The organism is Rhodococcus sp. BH5 (genome assembly GCF_027583855.1).
GTDB classification, from domain to species: domain Bacteria; phylum Actinomycetota; class Actinomycetes; order Mycobacteriales; family Mycobacteriaceae; genus Rhodococcus_F; species Rhodococcus_F qingshengii.
This window is the reverse complement of the sequence record NZ_JAJHVW010000015.1, coordinates 44173-64521: the sequence shown is the minus strand read 5'-3', so window position 1 is coordinate 64521 and position 20349 is coordinate 44173. Positions and strand designations below refer to the sequence as shown.

15 protein-coding genes are annotated in these 20349 nt (G+C 63.7%); 10 read left to right on the top strand and 5 right to left on the bottom strand.

Annotated elements, in window-relative coordinates:
* Positions 1 to 51: 51 nt before the first annotated feature.
* Positions 52 to 852 (bottom strand): enoyl-CoA hydratase/isomerase family protein, encoded by an 801-nt coding sequence (locus tag RhoBH5_RS27730; RefSeq protein WP_007736151.1) that lies wholly within the window; start codon positions 850 to 852, stop codon positions 52 to 54.
* Here RhoBH5_RS27730 and RhoBH5_RS27725 point away from each other — a divergent pair.
* Positions 851 to 2251 carry an FAD-binding oxidoreductase gene (locus RhoBH5_RS27725; protein ID WP_064112507.1) on the top strand — a complete coding sequence of 467 codons (1401 nt, stop codon included), beginning with the start codon at positions 851 to 853 and terminating at the stop codon, positions 2249 to 2251. The genes RhoBH5_RS27730 and RhoBH5_RS27725 overlap by 2 nt on opposite strands.
* Here the strand turns inward: RhoBH5_RS27725 and RhoBH5_RS27720 are convergent.
* Both RhoBH5_RS27720 and RhoBH5_RS27715 read right to left on the bottom strand, forming a co-directional pair.
* Positions 2211 to 3695, bottom strand: a complete 1485-nt coding sequence (locus RhoBH5_RS27720) for a DHA2 family efflux MFS transporter permease subunit (protein ID WP_003945132.1) — start codon at positions 3693 to 3695, stop codon at positions 2211 to 2213. The two genes, RhoBH5_RS27725 and RhoBH5_RS27720, sit on opposite strands and share 41 nt — an antisense overlap.
* A 2-nt stretch (positions 3696 to 3697) precedes the next feature.
* Positions 3698 to 4321: a PadR family transcriptional regulator gene (locus RhoBH5_RS27715; RefSeq protein ID WP_007736146.1), complete on the bottom strand. Its 624-nt coding sequence runs from the start codon at positions 4319 to 4321 to the stop codon at positions 3698 to 3700.
* Between the two features lie 126 nt (positions 4322 to 4447).
* Here RhoBH5_RS27715 and RhoBH5_RS27710 point away from each other — a divergent pair, with 126 nt between their 5' ends.
* Together RhoBH5_RS27710 and RhoBH5_RS27705 are read left to right on the top strand one after the other, a co-directional pair.
* Complete coding sequence (locus tag RhoBH5_RS27710; protein WP_064112508.1) at positions 4448 to 5137, top strand: hypothetical protein; 690 nt, start codon at positions 4448 to 4450, stop codon at positions 5135 to 5137.
* Between the two features lie 23 nt (positions 5138 to 5160).
* On the top strand, positions 5161 to 6195 hold the full coding sequence (locus RhoBH5_RS27705) for a glutathione S-transferase family protein (protein WP_064112509.1): 1035 nt from the start codon (positions 5161 to 5163) through the stop codon (positions 6193 to 6195).
* 11 nt (positions 6196 to 6206) lie between these two features.
* Here RhoBH5_RS27705 and RhoBH5_RS27700 read toward each other — a convergent pair whose 3' ends face one another.
* Positions 6207 to 6617 carry a VOC family protein gene (locus tag RhoBH5_RS27700; protein ID WP_003945129.1) on the bottom strand — a complete coding sequence of 137 codons (411 nt, stop codon included), beginning with the start codon at positions 6615 to 6617 and terminating at the stop codon, positions 6207 to 6209.
* A gap of 154 nt (positions 6618 to 6771) precedes the next feature.
* On the opposite strand from RhoBH5_RS27700, the gene RhoBH5_RS27695 reads away from it, so the two are divergent.
* From RhoBH5_RS27695 to RhoBH5_RS27675, 5 genes are all read left to right on the top strand, one after another.
* Positions 6772 to 7521: a hypothetical protein gene (locus tag RhoBH5_RS27695; RefSeq protein ID WP_003945111.1), complete on the top strand. Its 750-nt coding sequence runs from the start codon at positions 6772 to 6774 to the stop codon at positions 7519 to 7521.
* A gap of 68 nt (positions 7522 to 7589) precedes the next feature.
* The gene (locus RhoBH5_RS27690; RefSeq protein ID WP_007736138.1) at positions 7590 to 8591 is read left to right on the top strand and encodes an ABC transporter ATP-binding protein; all 1002 of its coding nucleotides are present in this window, start codon (positions 7590 to 7592) and stop codon (positions 8589 to 8591) included.
* Entirely contained in the window at positions 8588 to 9361 is a 774-nt protein-coding gene (locus RhoBH5_RS27685; RefSeq protein WP_270009024.1) for an ABC transporter permease, read from the top strand. Before RhoBH5_RS27690 ends, RhoBH5_RS27685 begins: the two co-directional genes overlap by 4 nt.
* Positions 9362 to 9397: 36 nt before the next feature.
* On the top strand, positions 9398 to 13207 hold the full coding sequence (locus tag RhoBH5_RS27680) for an ABC transporter ATP-binding protein (protein WP_270009023.1): 3810 nt from the start codon (positions 9398 to 9400) through the stop codon (positions 13205 to 13207).
* Positions 13208 to 13382: 175 nt separating this feature from the next.
* The gene (locus tag RhoBH5_RS27675; RefSeq protein WP_047268983.1) at positions 13383 to 17144 is read left to right on the top strand and encodes a multifunctional oxoglutarate decarboxylase/oxoglutarate dehydrogenase thiamine pyrophosphate-binding subunit/dihydrolipoyllysine-residue succinyltransferase subunit; all 3762 of its coding nucleotides are present in this window, start codon (positions 13383 to 13385) and stop codon (positions 17142 to 17144) included.
* A gap of 72 nt (positions 17145 to 17216) precedes the next feature.
* On the opposite strand, the gene RhoBH5_RS27670 is transcribed toward RhoBH5_RS27675, so the two are convergent.
* Positions 17217 to 17846, bottom strand: coding sequence for a TetR/AcrR family transcriptional regulator (locus RhoBH5_RS27670; RefSeq protein ID WP_007736130.1), 630 nt, complete (start codon positions 17844 to 17846; stop codon positions 17217 to 17219).
* A 71-nt stretch (positions 17847 to 17917) separates the two neighbouring features.
* On the opposite strand from RhoBH5_RS27670, the gene RhoBH5_RS27665 reads away from it, so the two are divergent.
* Together RhoBH5_RS27665 and RhoBH5_RS27660 are read left to right on the top strand one after the other, a co-directional pair.
* Positions 17918 to 19492 (top strand): flavin-containing monooxygenase, encoded by a 1575-nt coding sequence (locus RhoBH5_RS27665; RefSeq protein WP_210377496.1) that lies wholly within the window; start codon positions 17918 to 17920, stop codon positions 19490 to 19492.
* Positions 19489 to 20319 (top strand): SDR family NAD(P)-dependent oxidoreductase, encoded by an 831-nt coding sequence (locus tag RhoBH5_RS27660; protein ID WP_007736128.1) that lies wholly within the window; start codon positions 19489 to 19491, stop codon positions 20317 to 20319. Before RhoBH5_RS27665 ends, RhoBH5_RS27660 begins: the two co-directional genes overlap by 4 nt.
* Positions 20320 to 20349 lie beyond the last annotated feature (30 nt).

Genomic DNA, 20349 nt, shown 5'->3' with positions numbered 1-20349 from the left:
TATGACGTGGATCACAGTTCGTGGAGGTCTCTGGCGATAATCGTCGCAAACTTACTTTCCGGAGTAGACCGCTTTGCCCGGTCCGACCTCGAGGAAACTGCGGACAGCGCCGCGTAGGTCATCGGTGGCGAACAGCGCACCGGACACCCCGGGAGTCACCGAATCAGCGTGGGCGATCCCGCCGGAACGCCAGGCCGCCACGATCTGCTTGGTGGCGTCGTGGGCTCGCGTGGGCCCGTCCGCCAACCGGGCCGCCAGGGCACGCGCCGCAGCATCGACATCGTCGTGAACGGCATTGACGACGCCCCACGAGTGCAGAGTTGCGGCGTCGTAGAGATCGCCGGTCATGACCAACTCCCGAGCCCGTCCGGAACCGGCGCGCTCGGCCAAACGCTGCGGTCCACCCATGGACGGCGTCAGACCGACCACTGTCTCGACCAGTCCGAACTTCGCCTTCGGCGCCGCGAGGATGATGTCGCAGGCCAAGGAGATCTCGAAGGCAGCAGTCAGCGTCAGCCCGTGCGCCGCGTAGATGACCGGGCACGGCAACGCCTCGAGCGGATGGCAGATCTGGGCGAACAGTTCGCGCCACAATTCCGCTCCCTGCTCCGGGTTCAGTCCGTCGAACACATGGACGTCGACGCCGGCCGAGTTGACCTTGCCCTCGGCGCGCAGAAGCACAGCGCGCGGTGGGTTTTCGGTCAGCGCTGCAACATCGGCGATGACGGCGTCGAACATGGCCTGATCGAACAGATTGAGTGGTCCGTGCGCGAACGTCAGGACAGCCACCTCGGCACCACCATCGGTGGTGAAGCGCTCGAGACGGGTGGGATGCGATTCGGGAGCAGTCATGCCGCCACACTGCCACATCGAACCGGCCTACGATCGTCGGGTGGACGGTCTGAGAAATGCACTCGCGGACGTTGTGGGACACCGGTTCGTCGTCGACGACGCCGACGTGTTGGCGACCCGTTCCACCGACCAGACAGGGCGCTACAGCGGGCGCGCCAGCGCTCTGGTCCGACCCGGAAATACCGCCGAAGTCTCGGCAGTGCTGAACGTGTGCCGCTCGCGCGGCGTACCGGTCACCATTCAGGGCGGGCGAACCGGTCTGGTCGCCGGGACGGTGCCCGAGCACGACGACGTCCTGCTCTCCACCGAACGCCTCGAGGCGATCGGCGAAGTCGATGTTGCCGCCGGTCGGATCACCGTCGGTGCGGGAGTGGCACTCGCGCAGGTACATTCGGCGGCCGCCGCCGCCGGTTTGAAGTTCGGTGTCGACATAGCCTCGCGGGACACTGCGACGATCGGCGGCATGGTCTCCACCAATGCCGGTGGCCTGCACACGGTTCGATACGGGAACATGGCCGAACAGGTGCTCGGACTCGAGGTGGTACTCCCCGACGGAACTCCTGTGCGCCGGTCACCGAAAGTGTTGTCCGACAATTCCGGATACAACCTGCCCGCACTGTGGGTGGGCAGCGAGGGAACTCTTGGGGTGGTCACGGCAGTCGATCTGAAACTACGACGGGTACCGACTCACCGGGTCACGACGCTGACCGGTTTCGACCGACTGCAAGACGTCGTGGACGCGGGGCGCACGTTGCGCACTCTCGACGGCGTCGACGCATTGGAGTTGGTGGACGGCCGTGGACTCGAATTGGCCGCACGCCATTTGAACGCCGCGGTGCCGACGGGGCGACCGTGGTACCTGCTCGCCGAGGTGTCCGCGGCCCACGATCCGCTGGAAGACCTGGCCGAGCTGCTCGAACGCATCGACCCACCGCAGACCCCGGCAGTGGCGGTCGACGATCCCGGCTCGACGCGTTTGTGGGCGGCGCGGGAGTGTTTCGCCGAAGTGGTCGGACTGTTCGGTCCCCCACTGAAATTCGACGCGGCGCTGCCGCTGGACTCGCTTGCCACCTTCGCCGAGGACGCCGCGGCGGTGATCGCGAGTCGTGCCCCCGAGGCAATTCCGATCCTCTTCGGACATGTCGCCGAGGGAAACATCCACCTCAACGTCCTGAACTGCCCGAACGCCGACACCGTGTACCGCAGCGTCCTCGAACTGGTTCGCGATCACGGCGGAAACGTCAGTTCCGAGCACGGGGTGGGCTCGCTCAAACGCAACTATCTGAACCTGGCCCTCTCTGCGGAGGACATAGCCACGATGTGGGCGATCAAGCGAGCCCTGGACCCGAGCGACTATCTCAATCGTGCAGTGATGTTTCCCGACGCGCTTCGGCACTGACGGCCATCGCGTCGTCGTGTGCGTCGCCGCGCAGAGGCCGAGCGAAGCACACCGAAGCGACGAAGCCGATGAGCAGCACGCCTGCGGGCAGCCAGATCGACTCCGACATCGCCGTGCTGAACGGTTCACGGACGAACTCGGGTAGGTGACCCACTCCGGCTTCGGAACTGCCGCCGGTCAGACCCTGTGCCGCCAATCGTGCGGTGATCAGTGCTCCGATCGCGGCACTGCCGAGAACCGCACCCACCTGCCGGGTGGTGTTGTAGACGCCCGCCCCGGCGCCGGCCTGCATCGGAGGCAGGTTGTGTGTGGCGGTGGCCGCGAGCGGCGACCAGATGCATGCGTTGGCGAAGCCGATCAGGCCGATCGGCAGGAGCAGTTCCCAGATCGCGACGTCGGGAGACATAACCAATGCCAGCCAGCCCAGGGCGATCGCGAACAGCAGGAAGCCGGTGCCCGCGATGTAGCGCGGATGCGTCTTGTCGACGAGCTTGCCGATGATCGGCGCAAAAATGCCGGTCAGCACGGCCATCGGAACGAGGAGGAGCGCCGACTGCGTCGGGGAGAGTCCGCGAACTGCCTGGGTGTAGAACATCAGCGGAAGGACCATCGACGTGATCGCGAAGCCCATCGCGGTGATCGCGACGTTGGCGAGCGAGAAGTTGCGGTCCTTGAAGAGTTCGAGTGGGAGCAAGGGCTCGTTCTTGTTGCGCGACTGGTAGAACACGAACACCGCGAGCAACACCACACCGGCGCCGATCAGGCTCCAGACGAATCCGTTCCAGTCGTACGAACTGCCTTCCTGGATTCCGAACACGAGCAGGAACATGCCTGCGGCGCTGAGAATCACGCCGGGGATGTCGAACTTGTGCTCGCTGGTCGGCAACGACGGAACAAGCTTCCACGCGAGGAGGAAGGCGATGACACCGACCGGGACGTTGACGATGAAGATCCATTCCCAGCCGAGATTGTCGACCAACACACCACCGGCAAGCGGACCGACCAGCGTCGCAACACCGGCAACCGCGCCCCACAGGCCCATTGCGGCGCCACGCTTGTTCGGCGCGAACGTGCGTGTGATGACGGCCATCGTCTGAGGCGTCATCATTGCGGCGCCCAGACCCTGGAAAGCCCTTGCCACGATGAGCATCTCGACGCTGCCGGACAGACCACACCACAGTGAAGCGCCGGTGAACAGTACGAGGCCGATCATGTACAGGTTCTTCGGTCCGAACCTGTCACCGAGCCGGCCGGTGACGAGCAGCGGCACCGCGTACGCCAGCAGGTACGCGCTGGTGACCCAGACGACCTTGTTGATGTCGGTGCCGAGGTCCTCCATGATCGCAGGGTTGGCGACAGCGACGATGGTGCTGTCCACCAGAATCATGAAGAACCCGATACACAGCGCCCACAGCGCGTGCCAGGGATTGACCTGCTTTTCCATCTTCAGTCCTTAGGTAGTGCGGACGAGCCTGCGGAGCCGGCCAGCCGGTCGAGAAGTTCTTGTGAGAGCCAGGGCATTTCGCCGCTCTCGATGTCTGTCACCAACGCGCCGATCCACTCTCTTTCGGCGACGGTCAGTGCGTGGGCGTAGTCCGCGCCCACCGTGAAGATTCGTGGTTTTTCCGCCGCCTTCAGCGCTTCGTAGTCGGCCTCGAATTTCGCGATCGTCTTGTCGAGGTGCGCGAGACGAATTCGAAGCATCTGACACGCGGTGGACGCGGAGAGGTTGTGCATTTCAGCGAGCGCGAGCGGCAACCGCGGATACTCCCGCACCGGAACCGCCAACATCTCACGTAGTTGATGCTCGAGGGCCTCACGGCCCCGGGCGGTGATCTCGTACGTCGTCCGTTCGGGCCGGTTGCCCTCACGATCGGTCCCGATCGAAGCCAGAAGTTCCTGCTTCTCCAACCGGGAAACCGTGTGATAGAGCGATCCCGGCTTGATCTTCACCAACTGATCGCCCCGGCGAACCGAGGCCAGTTGATACATCTCGTACGGATGCATCGAACGCTCGGACAGCAGGCCCAGAACGGTGATTCCCAGAGGCGTCAGAGACACGTCACCCATGAGTCCCCCTCCCTGACAAGCCGCAATTGACTATTTCTTGACTATTCCACCTGAAATAGTCCACATGGAATATACGACCTCTGTCCATCTCGATCAACCCGTTCGAATCGGACTAGCCTGTAGCGAGTGGACGAACATCACCTCGACATCATCCGACTCGCTTGGGCACGTGAACTGGGCCTCGGCGACTCGGCACTTCGGCCGGCACACACGGCCCGCGTCGTCGGCGACGACATCCACGTTCTCGATCTGGCAGGCTCAGGTGCAATCGTCGGGCCGCAGTGGTTCATCGAGCGCACCGAGGACGTCTCCGTCGACGCCCTGCTGCAACCGGCGCGCCTGCTCGAGATCGCCGGCGATCACGGCGGCCGAATCACCGGCCCCGTCGATCTCGCTTTCCTCGGCGACTACACGGACGCGCCACCCGACGAGCAACTACTGATTTCCCACGACATCGACGATGCCCTCGCCGTCGCTGCGCTGTGCCCACCCGACGACAGCACCACAGCCGACCTCGGGAACCGGACGCGGTGGTTCACCGCCCTCACCGATTCCGCCGAGGTGCTCGGATGCGCGGCATACTCCGAATTTCAGGGATTCGTGGCAGATCTCACGACCCTGACTGCTCCAGCGCATCGCCGTCACGGAATCGGCTGCGCAGTAACGCTTCTCGCTGCGGAGGACGCTCTCGATTCCGGATTGATCCCGCAGCTACGCACAAGTCGCGGCAGTGCGATCGGAGCGACGCTTCCACGTAAAGCCAAATTCGACGTTCTGGGGGCATACGCTCGGGTACACGTGCACCTGCCCAGTTGACACTCGAACGAGAGGGACCGCGGATGAGTACGGACGACGGCGCGAGCGAACCGACATTCGTCGAAGAGGGTCGTGAATTCAAACGCGACACCAACTACATCCCGACCCGGATCACCGAGGACGGCCGCGACGGGTACCCCGTCGAACCCGGGCGATACCGGTTGATCGTGGCACGTGCCTGCCCGTGGGCAAACCGCGCCATCATCGTCCGCCGCCTGCTCGGCCTCGAAGACGTACTGTCGATGGGCATCTGCGGTCCGGTTCACGACAAGCGAAGCTGGACTTTCGATCTCGACCCGGGCGGCGTCGATCCCGTACTGAAGATCCCGCGACTGCAGGACGCATACTTCGCCCGAGATCCCGACTACCCCAGGGGAATCACGGTGCCCGCCATGGTGGAGATCGCCACGGGCAAGGTGATCACGAACGACTACCCACAGATCACCCTCGACTTCTCGACGCAATGGAAGAAGTACCACCGCGAAGGCGCACCGGATCTGTACCCGGAGCCTCTGCGAAACGAAATCGACGAAGTGGCCGAGTACGTTTTTCGCGACGTCAACAACGGCGTCTACCGCTGCGGTTTCGCCGGTTCACAGCAGGCGTACGACGAGGCATACGACACGCTGTTCGCTCGCCTCGACTGGCTCACCGAACGTCTTGCCCGGCAACGTTTCCTGGTGGGCGACACCATCACCGAAGCCGATGTGCGCCTGTTCACCACGCTGGCACGGTTCGATCCCGTCTATCACGGCCACTTCAAGTGCAACAGAAGCAAACTCAGCGAGATGCCGGTGCTGTGGGACTACGCGCGCGATCTGTTCCAAACCCCCGGATTCGGTGACACCATCGACTTCACACAGATCAAAGCGCACTACTACATCGTGCATTCCGAGATCAATCCCTCCGGAATCGTGCCCAAGGGACCGGAATTGACACACTGGCTCGAACCGCACGGACGCGAACAGTTGGGTGGCCGACCGTTCGGGGACGGCACACCACCTCATCCGCCCATCCCGTCGGAAGTGGTTCCGGCAGAGCACTGGGCCACCAGGTAGGTCGCGGGGGGCTACTCCCCTGCGTACGTGCCGAAACTCCAGTACACACCTTCGGGATCACGGCAGGTGAACCCCCGCGAACCGTAGTCCTCGTCGCGCAATCCCTGCGTGATCGTGGCGCCCGCCGCGACAGCGCGTTCGTGGAGTGCATCGGCGGCGTCCGCGTCGTCCACGACGATGTACACCGAACCGATTCCAGGCGGCAGGCCGGCGATCGCCGAATCGGTGCGCGGCGAACCCAACATGATGCCGCCACCGCCCGGCCAGTCGAGTTGGGCGTGGTCCACCACGTCTCCCTCTCCGTAGACGGCCTTCTCCACGAAACCGAAGGTGCTCACCAGAAAGTGGATTGCCGCACGGGCGTCGAGGTAGCGCAGCGTCGGCCAGATGGTCGTCGAACGAGATTCCGAAGTGGCGGTCATAACACTCGAACTCCTGCCTGGGAAAACTCACGAAGAAAACCGAGTCTCGTACGAGCCTATGGCCCCGGTGATCACCGCCGCCAGCGAAAACTTCACCTATTCTCGAGATACGGTCCACCTCGCTTCAGAGGAGGACAACTGTGGAGGGGCAGCAATGAGCAAGTCGACGAACAACGACAGCGGGCGTATCGAGAAGGTCCTCGTTTCCGTTCTCGACAACGGAAGCCGCCTGCAAGCGCCCGCAGTGGCCAAATACGTCAACCATGTCCGTAAGGCCCACCCCGACGAGTCACCTGCTCAGATCGTCGAGCGGATGGAGAAGATGTTCATTCTCGCCGTGACCGGAAGCGGCAGTGCCGTCGGCGCCACCGCCGCCGTGCCGGGCGTCGGAACGGTCGCGTCCATCGCTGCCGTCGGTGCGGAATCGGCTTTCTTCCTCGAGGCGTCAGCGCTGCTGACGTTGGCAATTGCGTCAGTGCATGGAATCTCCGTACAGGATCACCAGCAACGACGTGCCCTGGTCCTGGCAGTCGCCCTCGGCGAATCCGGTATGGAGATCGTGCAGAAGGCCACCGGAATCACAGCCAAGAACTGGGGAACGGCAATCACGAGCAAGATTCCCGGACCCACGATGAGGGGAATGAACAGCACCCTCGTGCGGAAATTCGTGACCAAGTACGCCGCCAAGCGCAGCGCACTGATCCTCGGCAAGCTCGTTCCGGCCGGAATCGGTGCGGTCATCGGCGGTGCGGGCAACCGTGCAATCGGCAAGGGCGTCGTCAAGAATGCGCGCGAAGCCTTCGGACCGGCACCGGCCAGGTGGACCGACCACCTGATCGTGATGCCTGCCGACGATGCCGCAGTGCTTCCCCAGACGGAGACACGCCGGGCCATCCGCAGATAGCCGTCCGGGCCGTAGGCTCGCATCACGTATTCGCCGCCGACCCGGGAGCAGCATTGACGAACACCGCAATGGGATCCTTCTCTGCCCCCATCGAGATTCGTGGGTTGACGAAGACGTTCAAGGCGGCGCGCGCGGTCAACGACCTGAGCTTCGACGTTCAGGCGGGCTCGATCACCGGGTTTCTCGGCCCGAACGGTTCGGGCAAGACGACCACGTTGCGGATGCTCCTCGGACTGGTGTCACCGACGTCGGGATCGGCCACGATCAACGGCACCCCGATGCGTTTGCTGCCCAACCCGGCTCGGACCGTCGGCGCAGTACTCGACGTCGGCAGTCTCCATCCGAAACGAACGGCGCTCGGACACCTCGAGATCTACGCGGCCGCTATCGGCATGCCGACTCAGCGCGCGGCGCAGGTGCTGGACATGGTCGGTCTGAGATCGGTCGGAGTCCACAAGACCGGCACCTTCTCGCTCGGGATGCGCCAACGCCTGATCCTTGCCACCGCGATGCTCGGTGATCCCGAGATCCTCGTGCTCGACGAACCCGCGAACGGACTCGACCCCGAGGGCATGGCGTGGCTTCGTCAGTTCCTGCAGACCTTCGCCGGTTCCGGCCGAACGGTTCTGATCTCGAGTCACGCGCTTCGTGAAGTGGAAGCGACCGTCGACAGCGTGGTCATCGTCAGCGCCGGCTCACTCGTCTACCAAGGGACCATGGACGAACTTCGCCGCTCGCAGCGCAGTCGACTGCTCGTCTCGTGTTCCAACCCAGCGCTCCTCGCCACGGCATTGGCCGCTCGCGGAATCATCGACGCCCAGATCACCCAGGACGGACGGCTCGCCGTGGGCGGCACCGACACGTCGGTACTGCCACCGGTGGCATCCGCCGCCGGAGTCACGATCTTCGGTGTCGCAACCGAAGGCGCAGATCTCGAGCAACTGTTCCTGGCCATGACAACGCCGCAATATGCCGTCCCCCAGGTCGGATACCACCGCCCACCCGGTCCCGGTTCGGGCCCGGGCTATTACGGCCCTGCCGCATACGGACCTTCCGGAGGACACCGATGACCACGCTCGTGCGCGCGGAGACACTCAAAGTTCTCACCCTGCGCTACTGGTGGGCACTGGCCATCGCACCGGTCGTCGTGGCCGTGCTGATTGCTGCCTCCACCAGGACGTTCGTCGAAGTCGTGGCCGATTCGGCAGACACCACCTTCGACGTCGATGTCGTGTCCACCGGCGTCAGCCTCGGTGTCTCCAACACGCTTGTCCTGGTGTTCGCGGCTGTCTTCGGAGCACTCACCGCCGGATCCGAATTCGGCTACAAAACTCTCACCACGACGTTCCTCACAGCTCGCGGCCGTGACGGAGTTCTCGGCGCAAAACTTGCCGTCGTCGCGGTAGTCGCCGTCGGCTACGCGTTGGCGGTCGAAGTAGTCAGCATCGGCGCGATGTTGCTCTTCGGCCGGGACTTCAGCTTCACCACCGATCTCTTCGCCATCTGCGCCGCAGGCATTCTGGCGTGCGCTCTGTGGGCACTGCTCGGCGCCGGGGTGGCACTGCTCACCGGTTCGTCGATGGCCGGTGCCCTCTCGGTCATCCTGTGGTTCGTCTTCGGTGAATGGATCGTCCGCGCAGTGCTGCTCGCGATGGATCTCGGCGGGGTCGGGGCCGCGCTTCCGGTGTCGGCCACGATCGGCACGATCGTCAATGCGGCCCCGTCGATCGACGTCGACGCGTTTGCGTCCTGGCCGAGCGGCCCGATGATGCTGGCAGCTTGGGTGGTTCTGTTCTGCGGGCTCGGTTGGCTGCGGACCAGGACCCGCGACATCACCTGAAAAGGCTGTCTGGGGCCGGGTCTACCGTGGATCTCGATGAACACGATCAACACGGACAGTCCGGTAGCTGGAGAGGTCGATCGAGCTCCGGGCTGGATCCGCCGCTTGGCGCACGCATGCTGGTTGCACCGAAGAGTTGCCATCGGCGCGCTTCTGGTGACCGTCATCGCTTCGGCGATCGACATCTCGTTTCCTCTTCTGACCCGCTATGCGCTCGACGCCGCAAGCCAGGAGAACCCAGGCAAGGTGATCGGGTTCGCCGCGCTGGCGATCGCGCTGCTCGCGGTCGTGCGCTTCGCGTGCCAGTACGGCCGACGGATGCTTGCCGGCCGACTCTCGCTCGATGTTCAACACGACTTGCGGCTCGCCCTGCTCGGCTCGCTGCAACGCCTCGACGGACGCGGGCAGGATCAGATCCGCACAGGCCAGGTGGTATCCCGGTCCATCACCGATCTACAACTCGTCCAGGGTTTGCTCGCGATGGTGCCCATGTCCGCGGGTGCGCTCCTGCAATTCGTGCTCGCGATCGGCATCATGGCGTGGCTCTCGCCGCTGTTGACTCTCGTCGCTGTCGCCGTCATCCCCGCAGTCGGGCTGGTGGTGTTCCTGATGCGACCGATGCTCTTCGCCGCAACATGGTCCGCGCAGCAGCGGGCCGCCGACCTCGCCCAACATGTCGAGGAAACCGTCACGGGCGTGCGCGTCGTCAAGGGATTCGGGCAGGAACAACGAGCCGTCGACCAACTCGAAAAGCACAGCCGCACGCTGTATTCGGAGCGTCTTCGCGCCGCGTGGTTGAACGCGAAATTCGCGCCGACCATGGCCGCCTTGCCCCAGCTGGGGCAGGTGGGAGTGATCGCCCTCGGCGGGTATCTCGCACTGCACGACAAGATCACCGTGGGAACGTTTCTCGCGTTCGCCACCTACATCGTGACGATGACCGGAGTCACCCGAACTCTGTCGTCGGTCATCGTCATGGCGCAGCTGGCGCGCGCCGCTGTCGAGCGTGTCTACGACGTCATCAACGCTCAGCCGGACATCGCCGATCCTGACCATCCGGTGGACCTGCCCGACGGTCCGCTCGGCGTCACCTTCGACGACGTGGCATTCGGGTTCGACACCGAACGCGACGTCCTGACCGGGCTGAACCTCCGCATAGAACCGGGCGAGACCGTCGCCGTCGTGGGGCCGGCCGCGTCGGGCAAGACCGCGTTGTCCTTGCTTCTCCCCCGGTTCTACGCCCCGACTTCGGGTGTAGTGACCGTCGATACCGCGGGCGAGACGTTCCCCATCGGCGAACTGCGCAGTGAGCAGCTTCGTGCCGCCGTCAGCCTGGTCTTCGACGAACCTTTCCTGTTCTCGGACACCATCGCCGCCAACATCGCACTTGGCCGCGAGGACACCTCAGACGAGGACATCCGCGCCGCAGCTGCATTGGCACAGGCGGACACCTTCATCGAGGCACTCCCGGACGGATACGACACCGTTGTCGGTGAACGAGGTCTGACGCTGTCGGGAGGCCAGCGTCAGCGCATCGCGCTTGCCCGAGCCCTCCTCGTCGACCCGCGGATTTTGGTCCTCGACGACGCCACCTCCGCGGTCGATGCGGCAACCGAGGCTGCGATCTTCGACGCGTTCCGGGCCAGACGACGGCAAACCACGCTGATCCTCGCGCACCGGCGATCCACCTTGACGCTGGCAGATCGCGTCGCGGTTCTCGACGGCGGACGGATCATCGACTCCGGAACCGTGGACGAACTGGAAGCGCGATGTCCGCTCTTTCGCGCCCTGTTCTCCTCGCCGCCGGAACTACCGGCCGAACTCGACGACGTCGACTCCGATGCTTTCGGACGTGACCGCAGCGAGCCGACAACCGAGCAGTTGTGGCCGCAGGCACCGGAATCCGAAGCCGACAGCACAGCCGCTACGACGCAGGGTGCGGGCGGACCGATGGCCGGAGCGCTCAGCGGAATCGCGGTGACTCCGTCTCTGCGGGCAGCAGTCGACGCTCTCCCACCCGCACGCGAAGACCCCGGAATCGCTCCTGAGAGCCTGCGCGAATCGAATCCACAGTTCTCACTCCGACAGATCTTGAGGCCGGTCCGCTGGGTTCTACTGGCGGTTGTCGTGTGCCTTGCCCTGGACTCCGCCGCGGCGATCGCATTTCCCTCCCTCGTCAGATACGCGATCGACCACGGAGTCGTGACCGCGGACAGCAGCACGCTCTGGATAGCGACGGCATTCGGCGCGCTCCTGGTCGCAGCGGACTGGGTCGTCGTCGCGGTCATGACGGTGCTCACCGCCCGGGCCGGCGAACGCGTGTTGTTCGGGCTCCGCGTACGCAGCTATGCACACCTGCAGCGCCTGGGTCTGGACTACTACGAACGGGAATTGTCCGGCCGCATCATGACGCGTATGACCACCGACGTCGACGCGCTCTCGTCGTTCATCCAAACCGGTATGTCGACGGCGATCGTGAGCGTCCTGACCGTCGGCGGAATTTCGATCGCCCTCCTGGCGACCGACGTGACGCTCGGCCTGGTGGCGCTGGCCGTCATCCCACCGCTCGTGGTCGCGACCGTGGTCTTCCGCAAGATCTCCTCGGTTGCCTACAGCCAGTCCCGCGAACGGATCTCGCTCGTTAATGCCGACTTCCAGGAGAACATCGCCGGTCTGCGAGCGGCTCAGGCCTACCGCCGCGAAGAAGGTGCTGCGCGTAGGTTCGCAGAACGCTCCGAGAGCTACCGCCGATCGCGGATGCGGTCGCAGCGAGCCATTTCGATCTACTTCCCTTTCATTTCGTTCCTGTCCGACCTCGCGTTGGCCGCGGTCGTGTTCGTCGGTGCGCACCAGATCGCCAACGGATCGACTTCGCCCGGCGTACTGATCGCTTTCGTGCTCTACCTCGGTCTGCTGTTCGGACCGATTCAGCAACTCTCACAAGTGTTCGATGGTTACCAACAGGCAAACGTCGGATTGCAACGAATCGGCGACCTGCTGCGCACTCGCAGTTCGATCGAGACTGCCGACAGCGAGGATTTGATCGCGATCTCCGGACGACTCGACGGCGCCGTCCATCTCGACGGGGTCGGGTTCCGGTACTCGGGTGCGGACGTCGACGCCCTCTCCGATTTCGATCTGCAAATCCCGCCGGGCACGACCGTCGCTCTGGTCGGCCGAACCGGTGCCGGGAAGTCGACGGTCGTGAAGTTGCTCGCCCGCTTCTACGACCCGACGTCCGGATCGGTCGACGTGGACGGAACCGACATCCGGAACTTCCACCTCTCGCAGTACCGACGTCGCCTCGGCGTGGTCCCACAAGAAGCCCATCTGTTCACCGGCACGGTCGCCGACAACATCGCGTACGGCAGGCCGTCGGCGTCGCACGCGGAGATCGAGGAAGCGGCACGTTCCGTCGGCGCACTGAATTCGATAGCCGACATGCGTGGAGGCATGAATCATCCCGTCGGCGAGCGCGGCCAGGGGCTCTCGGCAGGCCAACGCCAACTGATCGCATTGGCCCGTGCCGAACTCGTCGACCCGGACCTTCTGCTCCTCGACGAGGCGACCGCGACGCTCGATCCCGCGACCGAACGAATGGTGCTCGAAGCAAGTCGGTCGGTCACCCGGAAACGGACTTCCGTCGTCGTAGCTCACCGCCTCGCGACAGCTGCCCGAGCGGACCTCGTTGTCGTAGTTGACCGGGGACGTATCGTTGAATACGGCCCGCACGATGTTCTGCGGTATGCCGGTGGTCACTACTCGGGACTCTGGGATGCATCGCAGGCGCGTGAGGGGAATAATCTGACGTCGAGAACTGTCATCGAAGGCAACCCCGTCGCGTGACAGTCGGCACGGATTTGTACCGCCGAGAGGTAGTGCGCGATCGCAAGATCACGGACTTCCGTGAGACAGCTCACAAATTGTGTGCCGCACAATTGCTCGTCACACGCTCGGGCTAATCTCATGTATATAGGCGCTCTGATCGGGTACCGAAATAGAAACGAGGCGAACACCTGCCGTGAGCAGCAGTTCTACATCCCAATTCGGACAGAACCAGTGGCTGGTTGACGAGATGTACCAACGCTTCCAGGACGATCCGTCGTCCGTGGATCCCAGTTGGCACGAATTCTTGACCGATTACTCGCCGGACTCGGCGAACACGGGAGGTGGAAACGGGACTGCCTCGAACGGCAACGCGGCTGCACCCGCCGCTGTTGTAGCTCCGCCTGCTGCTCCCAAGGCCACGCCTCCCGCCCCCAAGACCGCACCTCCTGCGCCGGCTGCCAAGGCTGCCGCTCCGGCCCCCGCGAAGACGGCAGCGCCCGCCGCCAAGGCCGCCCCGGCCCAGCCCGCAGCAGCCAAGCCCGCGGCCGCTACTGCGAAGCCCGCCCCTGCCGGCGGAGCCGAGGAAACCAAGGTTCTCCGCGGCGCCGCAGCCGCAGTCGTCAAGAACATGTCGCTCTCGCTCGAGATCCCGACTGCAACCAGCGTGCGTGCCATCCCCGCGAAGCTGATGTTCGACAACCGCATCGTCATCAACAACCACCTCGCGCGTACCCGCGGCGGCAAGATCTCGTTCACCCACCTCTTGGGTTACGCGATCGTCCAGGCAGTCAACGCGTTCCCCAACATGAACCGGCACTTCGCCGAAATCGACGGCAAGCCGAACGCGGTCACGCCCGAGCACACCAATCTCGGACTCGCGATCGACCTTCCCGGAAAGGACGGCAACCGCTCACTGGTAGTTGCCGCCATCCGGAACACCGAGTCGATGAACTTCGTCCAGTTCCACGCGGCATACGAGGACATCGTCCGACGCGCCCGTGAAGGCAAGCTCACCGGCGAAGACTTCACCGGCGTCACCATTTCGCTGACCAACCCGGGCGGTATCGGCACGGTTCACTCCGTTCCTCGCCTGATGAAGGGCCAGGGCGCCATCATCGGTGCCGGCGCGATGGAATACCCCGCCGAGTTCCAGGGCGCCAGCGACGAGAAGCTGGCCGAGATGGGCGTCGGCAAGTTGATGACTCTCACCTCGACCTACGATCACCGCATCATCCAGGGTGCCGAGTCGGGCGATTTCCTGCGCACGATCCACAACCTGCTGATCAGCGACGAGTTCTACGACGAGATCTTCCACGCGCTCGGCAACCCGTACGAGCCGGTGCGTTGGCGCAAGGACGTGCCGGAAGGCGCTGTCGACAAGAACACCCGCGTTCTCGAACTGATCGCTGCATACCGTGACCGCGGCCACCTCATGGCCGACACGGACCCGTTGCAGTTCGTCAAGGACAAGTTCCACAGCCACCCCGACCTCGACGTCATCAGCCACGGCCTGACGCTGTGGGATCTGGACCGTGAGTTCAAGGTCGGCGGCTTCCACGGTCAAGAGAAGATGAAGCTGCGCGACGTGTTGAGCGTGCTGCGCGACGCGTACTGCCGCCACGTCGGCGTCGAGTACACGCACATCCTCGAGACGGATCAGCGTCAGTGGATCCAGGACCGCGTCGAGGGCCATCACGCCAAGCCTTCGGTCGCTCAGCAGAAGTACATCCTGAGCAAGCTCAACGCCGCCGAGGCCTTCGAGACGTTCCTGCAGACCAAGTACGTCGGCCAGAAGCGCTTCTCGCTCGAAGGCGCCGAAGCCGTCATCCCGATGATGGACGCCGTGATCGACCAGGCCGCCGAGCACCAGCTCGACGAGGTCGTCATCGGCATGCCGCACCGTGGCCGTCTCAACGTGCTTGCCAACATCGTCGGCAAGCCGTACTCCAAGATCTTCACGGAGTTCGAGGGCAACATGAACCCGGCAGCCGCTCACGGCTCCGGCGACGTGAAGTACCACTTGGGTGCCAGCGGAACGTACATCCAGATGTTCGGTGACAACGACATCGCTGTCTCCTTGACCGCAAACCCGTCGCACCTCGAGGCCGTCGACCCGGTTCTCGAAGGCCTGGTCCGCGCCAAGCAGGACATCCTCGACAAGGGTGAAGAAGGCTTCACCGTCCTGCCGCTCATGCTGCACGGTGACGCTGCATTCGCCGGTCAGGGCGTTGTCGCCGAGACGCTCAACCTCTCGCTGCTTCGCGGTTACCGCACCGGTGGCACCGTGCACATCGTCGTGAACAACCAGGTCGGCTTCACCACCGCTCCGGAACATTCACGCTCGTCCGAGTACTGCACCGACGTCGCGAAGATGATCGCCGCACCGGTCTTCCACGTCAACGGCGACGACCCCGAGGCTTGCGTCTGGGTTGCTCAGCTGGCCGTCGACTTCCGTGAGAAGTTCGGCAAGGACGTTGTCATCGACCTCATCTGCTACCGCCGTCGCGGTCACAACGAGGGCGACGACCCGTCGATGACCCAGCCGGCCATGTACGACGTCATCGACACCAAGCGCAGCGTTCGTAAGAGCTACACCGAGTCCCTCATCGGCCGCGGTGACATCTCGCTCAAGGAAGCCGAAGACGCACTTCGCGACTACCAGGGCCAGCTCGAACGGGTCTTCAACGAGGTCCGTGAACTCGAGAAGTTCCAGCCCGAACCGTCCGAGTCCGTCGAACTCGACCAGACTCCCCCGGCTCGCCTGACCACGGCTGTCGCTCCCGAGGTCCTCGAGCGCATCGGTGATGCGTTCGTCAACGTCCCCGACGGCTTCACCGTTCACCCGCGCGTCAAGCCGGTTGCCGAGAAGCGCCGCGAGATGGCCCGTGAGGGACATGTCGACTGGGCGTTCGCAGAATTGCTTGCGTTCGGCTCGTTGGCCGAGCAGGGTGCCTTGATCCGCCTCGCGGGTCAGGACTCCAAGCGAGGAACGTTCACGCAGCGTCACTCGGTCCTCATCGACCGCAAGACCGGCAACGAGTACAGCCCGATCGCCAAGATCGCTGCCGACGCCGAAAACGGCGGCAAGTTCATGGTCTACGACTCCGCACTCACCGAGTACGCAGGTCTGGGCTTCGAGTACGGCTACTCGGTCGGTAACCCCGACGCTCTGGTCCTGTGGGAAGCGCAGTTCGGTGACTTCGTCAACGGCGCGCAGACCATCATCGACGAGTTCATCTCTTCGGGTGAGGCCAAGTGGGGTCAGCTCTCCGACGTCGTGCTGCTCCTGCCGCACGGTCACGAGGGTCAGGGTCCGGACCACACCTCCGGTCGCATCGAGCGTTTCCTTCAGCTGTGTGCAGAAGGCTCGATGACCGTTGCGGTTCCGTCGACTCCGGCCAGCTACTTCCACCTGCTGCGTCGCCATCACCTCGACGGCATCCGCCGTCCGCTGGTGGTTTTCACGCCCAAGTCGATGCTGCGTAACAAGGCTGCCGTCAGCAACGTCGAGGACTTCACGACGGGCAAGTTCCGTTCGGTCTTCGAGGAGCCGGCATACGAGAGCGGCGAAAGCGCACGCGAATCGGTCAAGCGGGTTCTGCTGGTCAGCGGCAAGCTGTACTGGGAACTCCTGGCGAAGAAGCACAAGGACGAGCGTGACGACATCGCCATCGTGCGCATGGAGCAGCTCTACCCCGTGCCGAAGCGTCGCCTCAAGGAGACCCTGGACCGTTACCCGAATGCGGATCAGTTCCGTTGGGTCCAGGAAGAGCCCGCAAACCAGGGTGCGTGGCCGTTCCTCGGGCTGGCTCTGCCGGACCTTCTGCCGGAGACCTTGACCGGTATCAAGCGCATCTCGCGTCGTCCGATGTCCGCTCCCTCTTCGGGATCGAGCAAGGTCCACGCGGTGGAGCAGCAGGAGATCTTGGACGAGGCGTTCCTGCCGACCAACTGATCTCAGTAATTTGACAAGGGCCGGGCCCCACATTCCGCAAGGAGTGTGGGGCCCGGCCTTTCTGCGTTCACGTCAATTCGATTGCAGCAGACCCAGATCCGGCCCGGCATCGAAGCCGACGGCGGCCAGTGCCAACGCGGGCAACGACTGAACCGTCAGGTCGATCAGTTCCTCGCGGGTGATGGCGGGCGCTCGGAGCCAACTGATGGTGGCTTCCTCGACGAACGCGATCCAACCGCGAACGGCCAACTCCACCTGAGGTGTTCGAGTCAGGCCGATCTTCGGGAGCTGATCGAGGGTTCTCTTGGCCATGATGTCGCGAGTCTGCTCGAACACCTCACGCATCTGCGGATCCCCGCTGGCGGTCCCCCGGAGCAGCGAGACGTAGGTATTGCGGTTCTCGGTCACGTAGTCGACGTACGACGCCAGCACCGAGCGGAGGGTGAGCATCGGATCGTCCGACTCGCTCGGCTCCGTGCGCTGGAGCATCTGTTCACTGCTGTGGCGGACGATCGCCAGATGGAACTCGCTTTTCGACGCGAAGTAGTGGAACAGAAGCCCCCGCGAGACACCAGCCTGATCGGCGATGTCCTCGACGGAAATCTGTTCGAGCGGCCGTTCGGCCAGCATCCGCGCCCCGAGGTCGATGAGTTGCGCTCGGCGTTGCGCAGGGTCGAGCCGCGTTCGCTTTACTGCGTCCATGCCCAATAGACTACTGAATATTCGTCAATAAGCTATTGACCGTGACTCAATAAAGGCATATCGTTCCCTACATGAGTCTTCCAGTTACAGATACCTCAGCACCTGCCGCGGATACTCGCCACGTCGGCACACTGATCATCGGCAGTGGTTTCGCCGGTCTCGGTGCGGCGATCAAACTGGCACAGGCCGGCATCACCGACTACGTCGTTCTCGAGCGCGGCAACGACGTCGGCGGGACCTGGCGCGACAACAGCTACCCGGGCGCCGCGTGTGACGTGCCGTCGCATTTGTACTCGTACTCTTTTGCACTCAATCCGGAGTGGACACGCTCCTTCTCCACTCAGCCCGAGATCTACAAGTACATCCAGTCGGTGGCCAACCGCCACAAGGTGCTCGACAAGCACATCTTCGACTGCGACGTTCTCTCCGCACGCTGGGACGAGGCGTCTGCTCGGTGGCACGTCAGCACCAACAAGGGCGAATTCGTCGCAAAGATCGTCGTCTCGGCCGTCGGCGCATTGTGTGAGCCTTCACTTCCGGACATCAAGGGCATCGACGGCTTCAAGGGCGAGATCTTCCACTCCTCGCGTTGGAACCACGACGCCGATCTGACCGGCAAGCGTGTGGCCGTCATCGGAACCGGCGCCTCGGCCATCCAGATCGTGCCGGCCATCGGCAAGAAGGTCTCGCATCTCGACGTGTACCAGCGCACGGCGCCGTGGATCCTGCCCCGCGCAGACCGCGAGTACACCAAGATCGAGCACCTCGCGTTCAAGTACCTCCCCGGCTTCCAGAAGTTGTGCCGCACCGGTATCTACTGGATGCGAGAGACGCAGGTCGTCGGCCTGGCCAAGGCGCCGGTCTTCATGAAGCCGTTGCAGTTCGCCGCCGAGCGTCACCTGAAGGCCCAGATCAAGGACAAGGATCTTCGCAAGAAGGTCATGCCCAACTTCCAGATCGGCTGCAAGCGCATGCTGATCTCGAACAACTACTTCCCCACCCTCGCCCAGGACAATGTCGACCTGGTGAGCGAAGGCATCGAGGAGGTCACCGCCAACGGGATCGTTTCGAAGACCGGCACCACGCGTGAGATCGATGCCATCGTCGTGGCGACCGGATTCCACGTCACCGACTCCCCCACCTTCGCGGGAATCTTCGGCAAGGACGGGCGTTCGCTCGCCGAGGTCTTCGAAGAGACCGGCATGCAGGGATACAAGGGCGCGGCAGTTGCCAACTTCCCCAACATGTTCTTCCTCGTCGGACCCAACACCGGCCTCGGACATTCGTCGATGGTCTTCATGATCGAGTCGCAGATCAACTACCTGGTCGACGCGATCGCCACCATCGACAAGTACGACATCGGCACCATCGAGGTGCGCAAGGACAAGCAGGACAAGTACAACAAGGACCTGCAGGCAGCTATGTCCAAGAGCGTGTGGAACAACGGCGGTTGCGCCAGCTGGTACATGGACAAGCACGGAAACAACACCACCCTGTGGCCTGGCTTCACCTTCCAGTTCCGCAATGCCACCAAGCATTTCGACCTCGCGGCATACCGCAGCGTCGCCACCTCGGATCTCGGCGCCGTCGGCACCGCGACCACTTCACAGATCGACCTCGACGACGAGAAGGCAGTAGCACAATGAGTGATTTTGCAGGCAAGGTCGTAGTCATCACCGGAGCGGGATCGGGCATCGGTCGCGCACTAGCACTGAACCTGGCCGGCCAGGGCGCCAAGTTGGCAATCTCCGACGTGGACACCATCGGGCTCGCCGAGACAACGCGTCTGGTGGAAGCCATCGGCGCCGAGGTGAAGTCGGACCATCTCGACGTCACCCAGCGCGAAGCGGTTCTCGAGTACGCCGACGCGGTTGTCGCCCATTTCGGCAAGGTCAACCAGATCTACAACAACGCCGGAATCGCCTACCACGGCACTTTCGAGAAGTCCGAATTCAAGGACTTCGAACGTGTCATGGACGTCGACTTCTGGGGAGTTGTCAACGGCACCAAGGCATTCCTCCCCCACGTCATCGCATCCGGCGACGGGCACATCGTGAACGTGTCGAGCCTCTTCGGTCTGCTGTCGATGCCGGGTCAGAGCGCATACAACTCGGCCAAGTTCGCCGTTCGCGGTTTCACCGAGTCGCTTCGCCAGGAAATGCTGATCGCCAAGCACCCGGTGAAGGTGACCTGTGTGCACCCGGGCGGAATCAAGACCGCCATCGCACGCAACGCCACCGCAGGCCCGGGTGAAGATCTTGCGGTCTTCTCCGAGTTCTTCGACCGCAAGCTCGCGCGCACCACTCCGGAAGATGCCGCCAAGACGATCGTCAACGGTGTTCGGAAGAGCAAGCCGCGAGTTCTCATCGGGATGGACGCAATCGCACTCGACGCCTGGGTTCGCCTCGTAGGATCGGGCTACCAGCGCATCGTCGCGATCGTCGCCGGCCGAATGATGCCCAAGTCCAGCTGAGTTCGTTTCACAGCGCAGTTCGTTTCACAG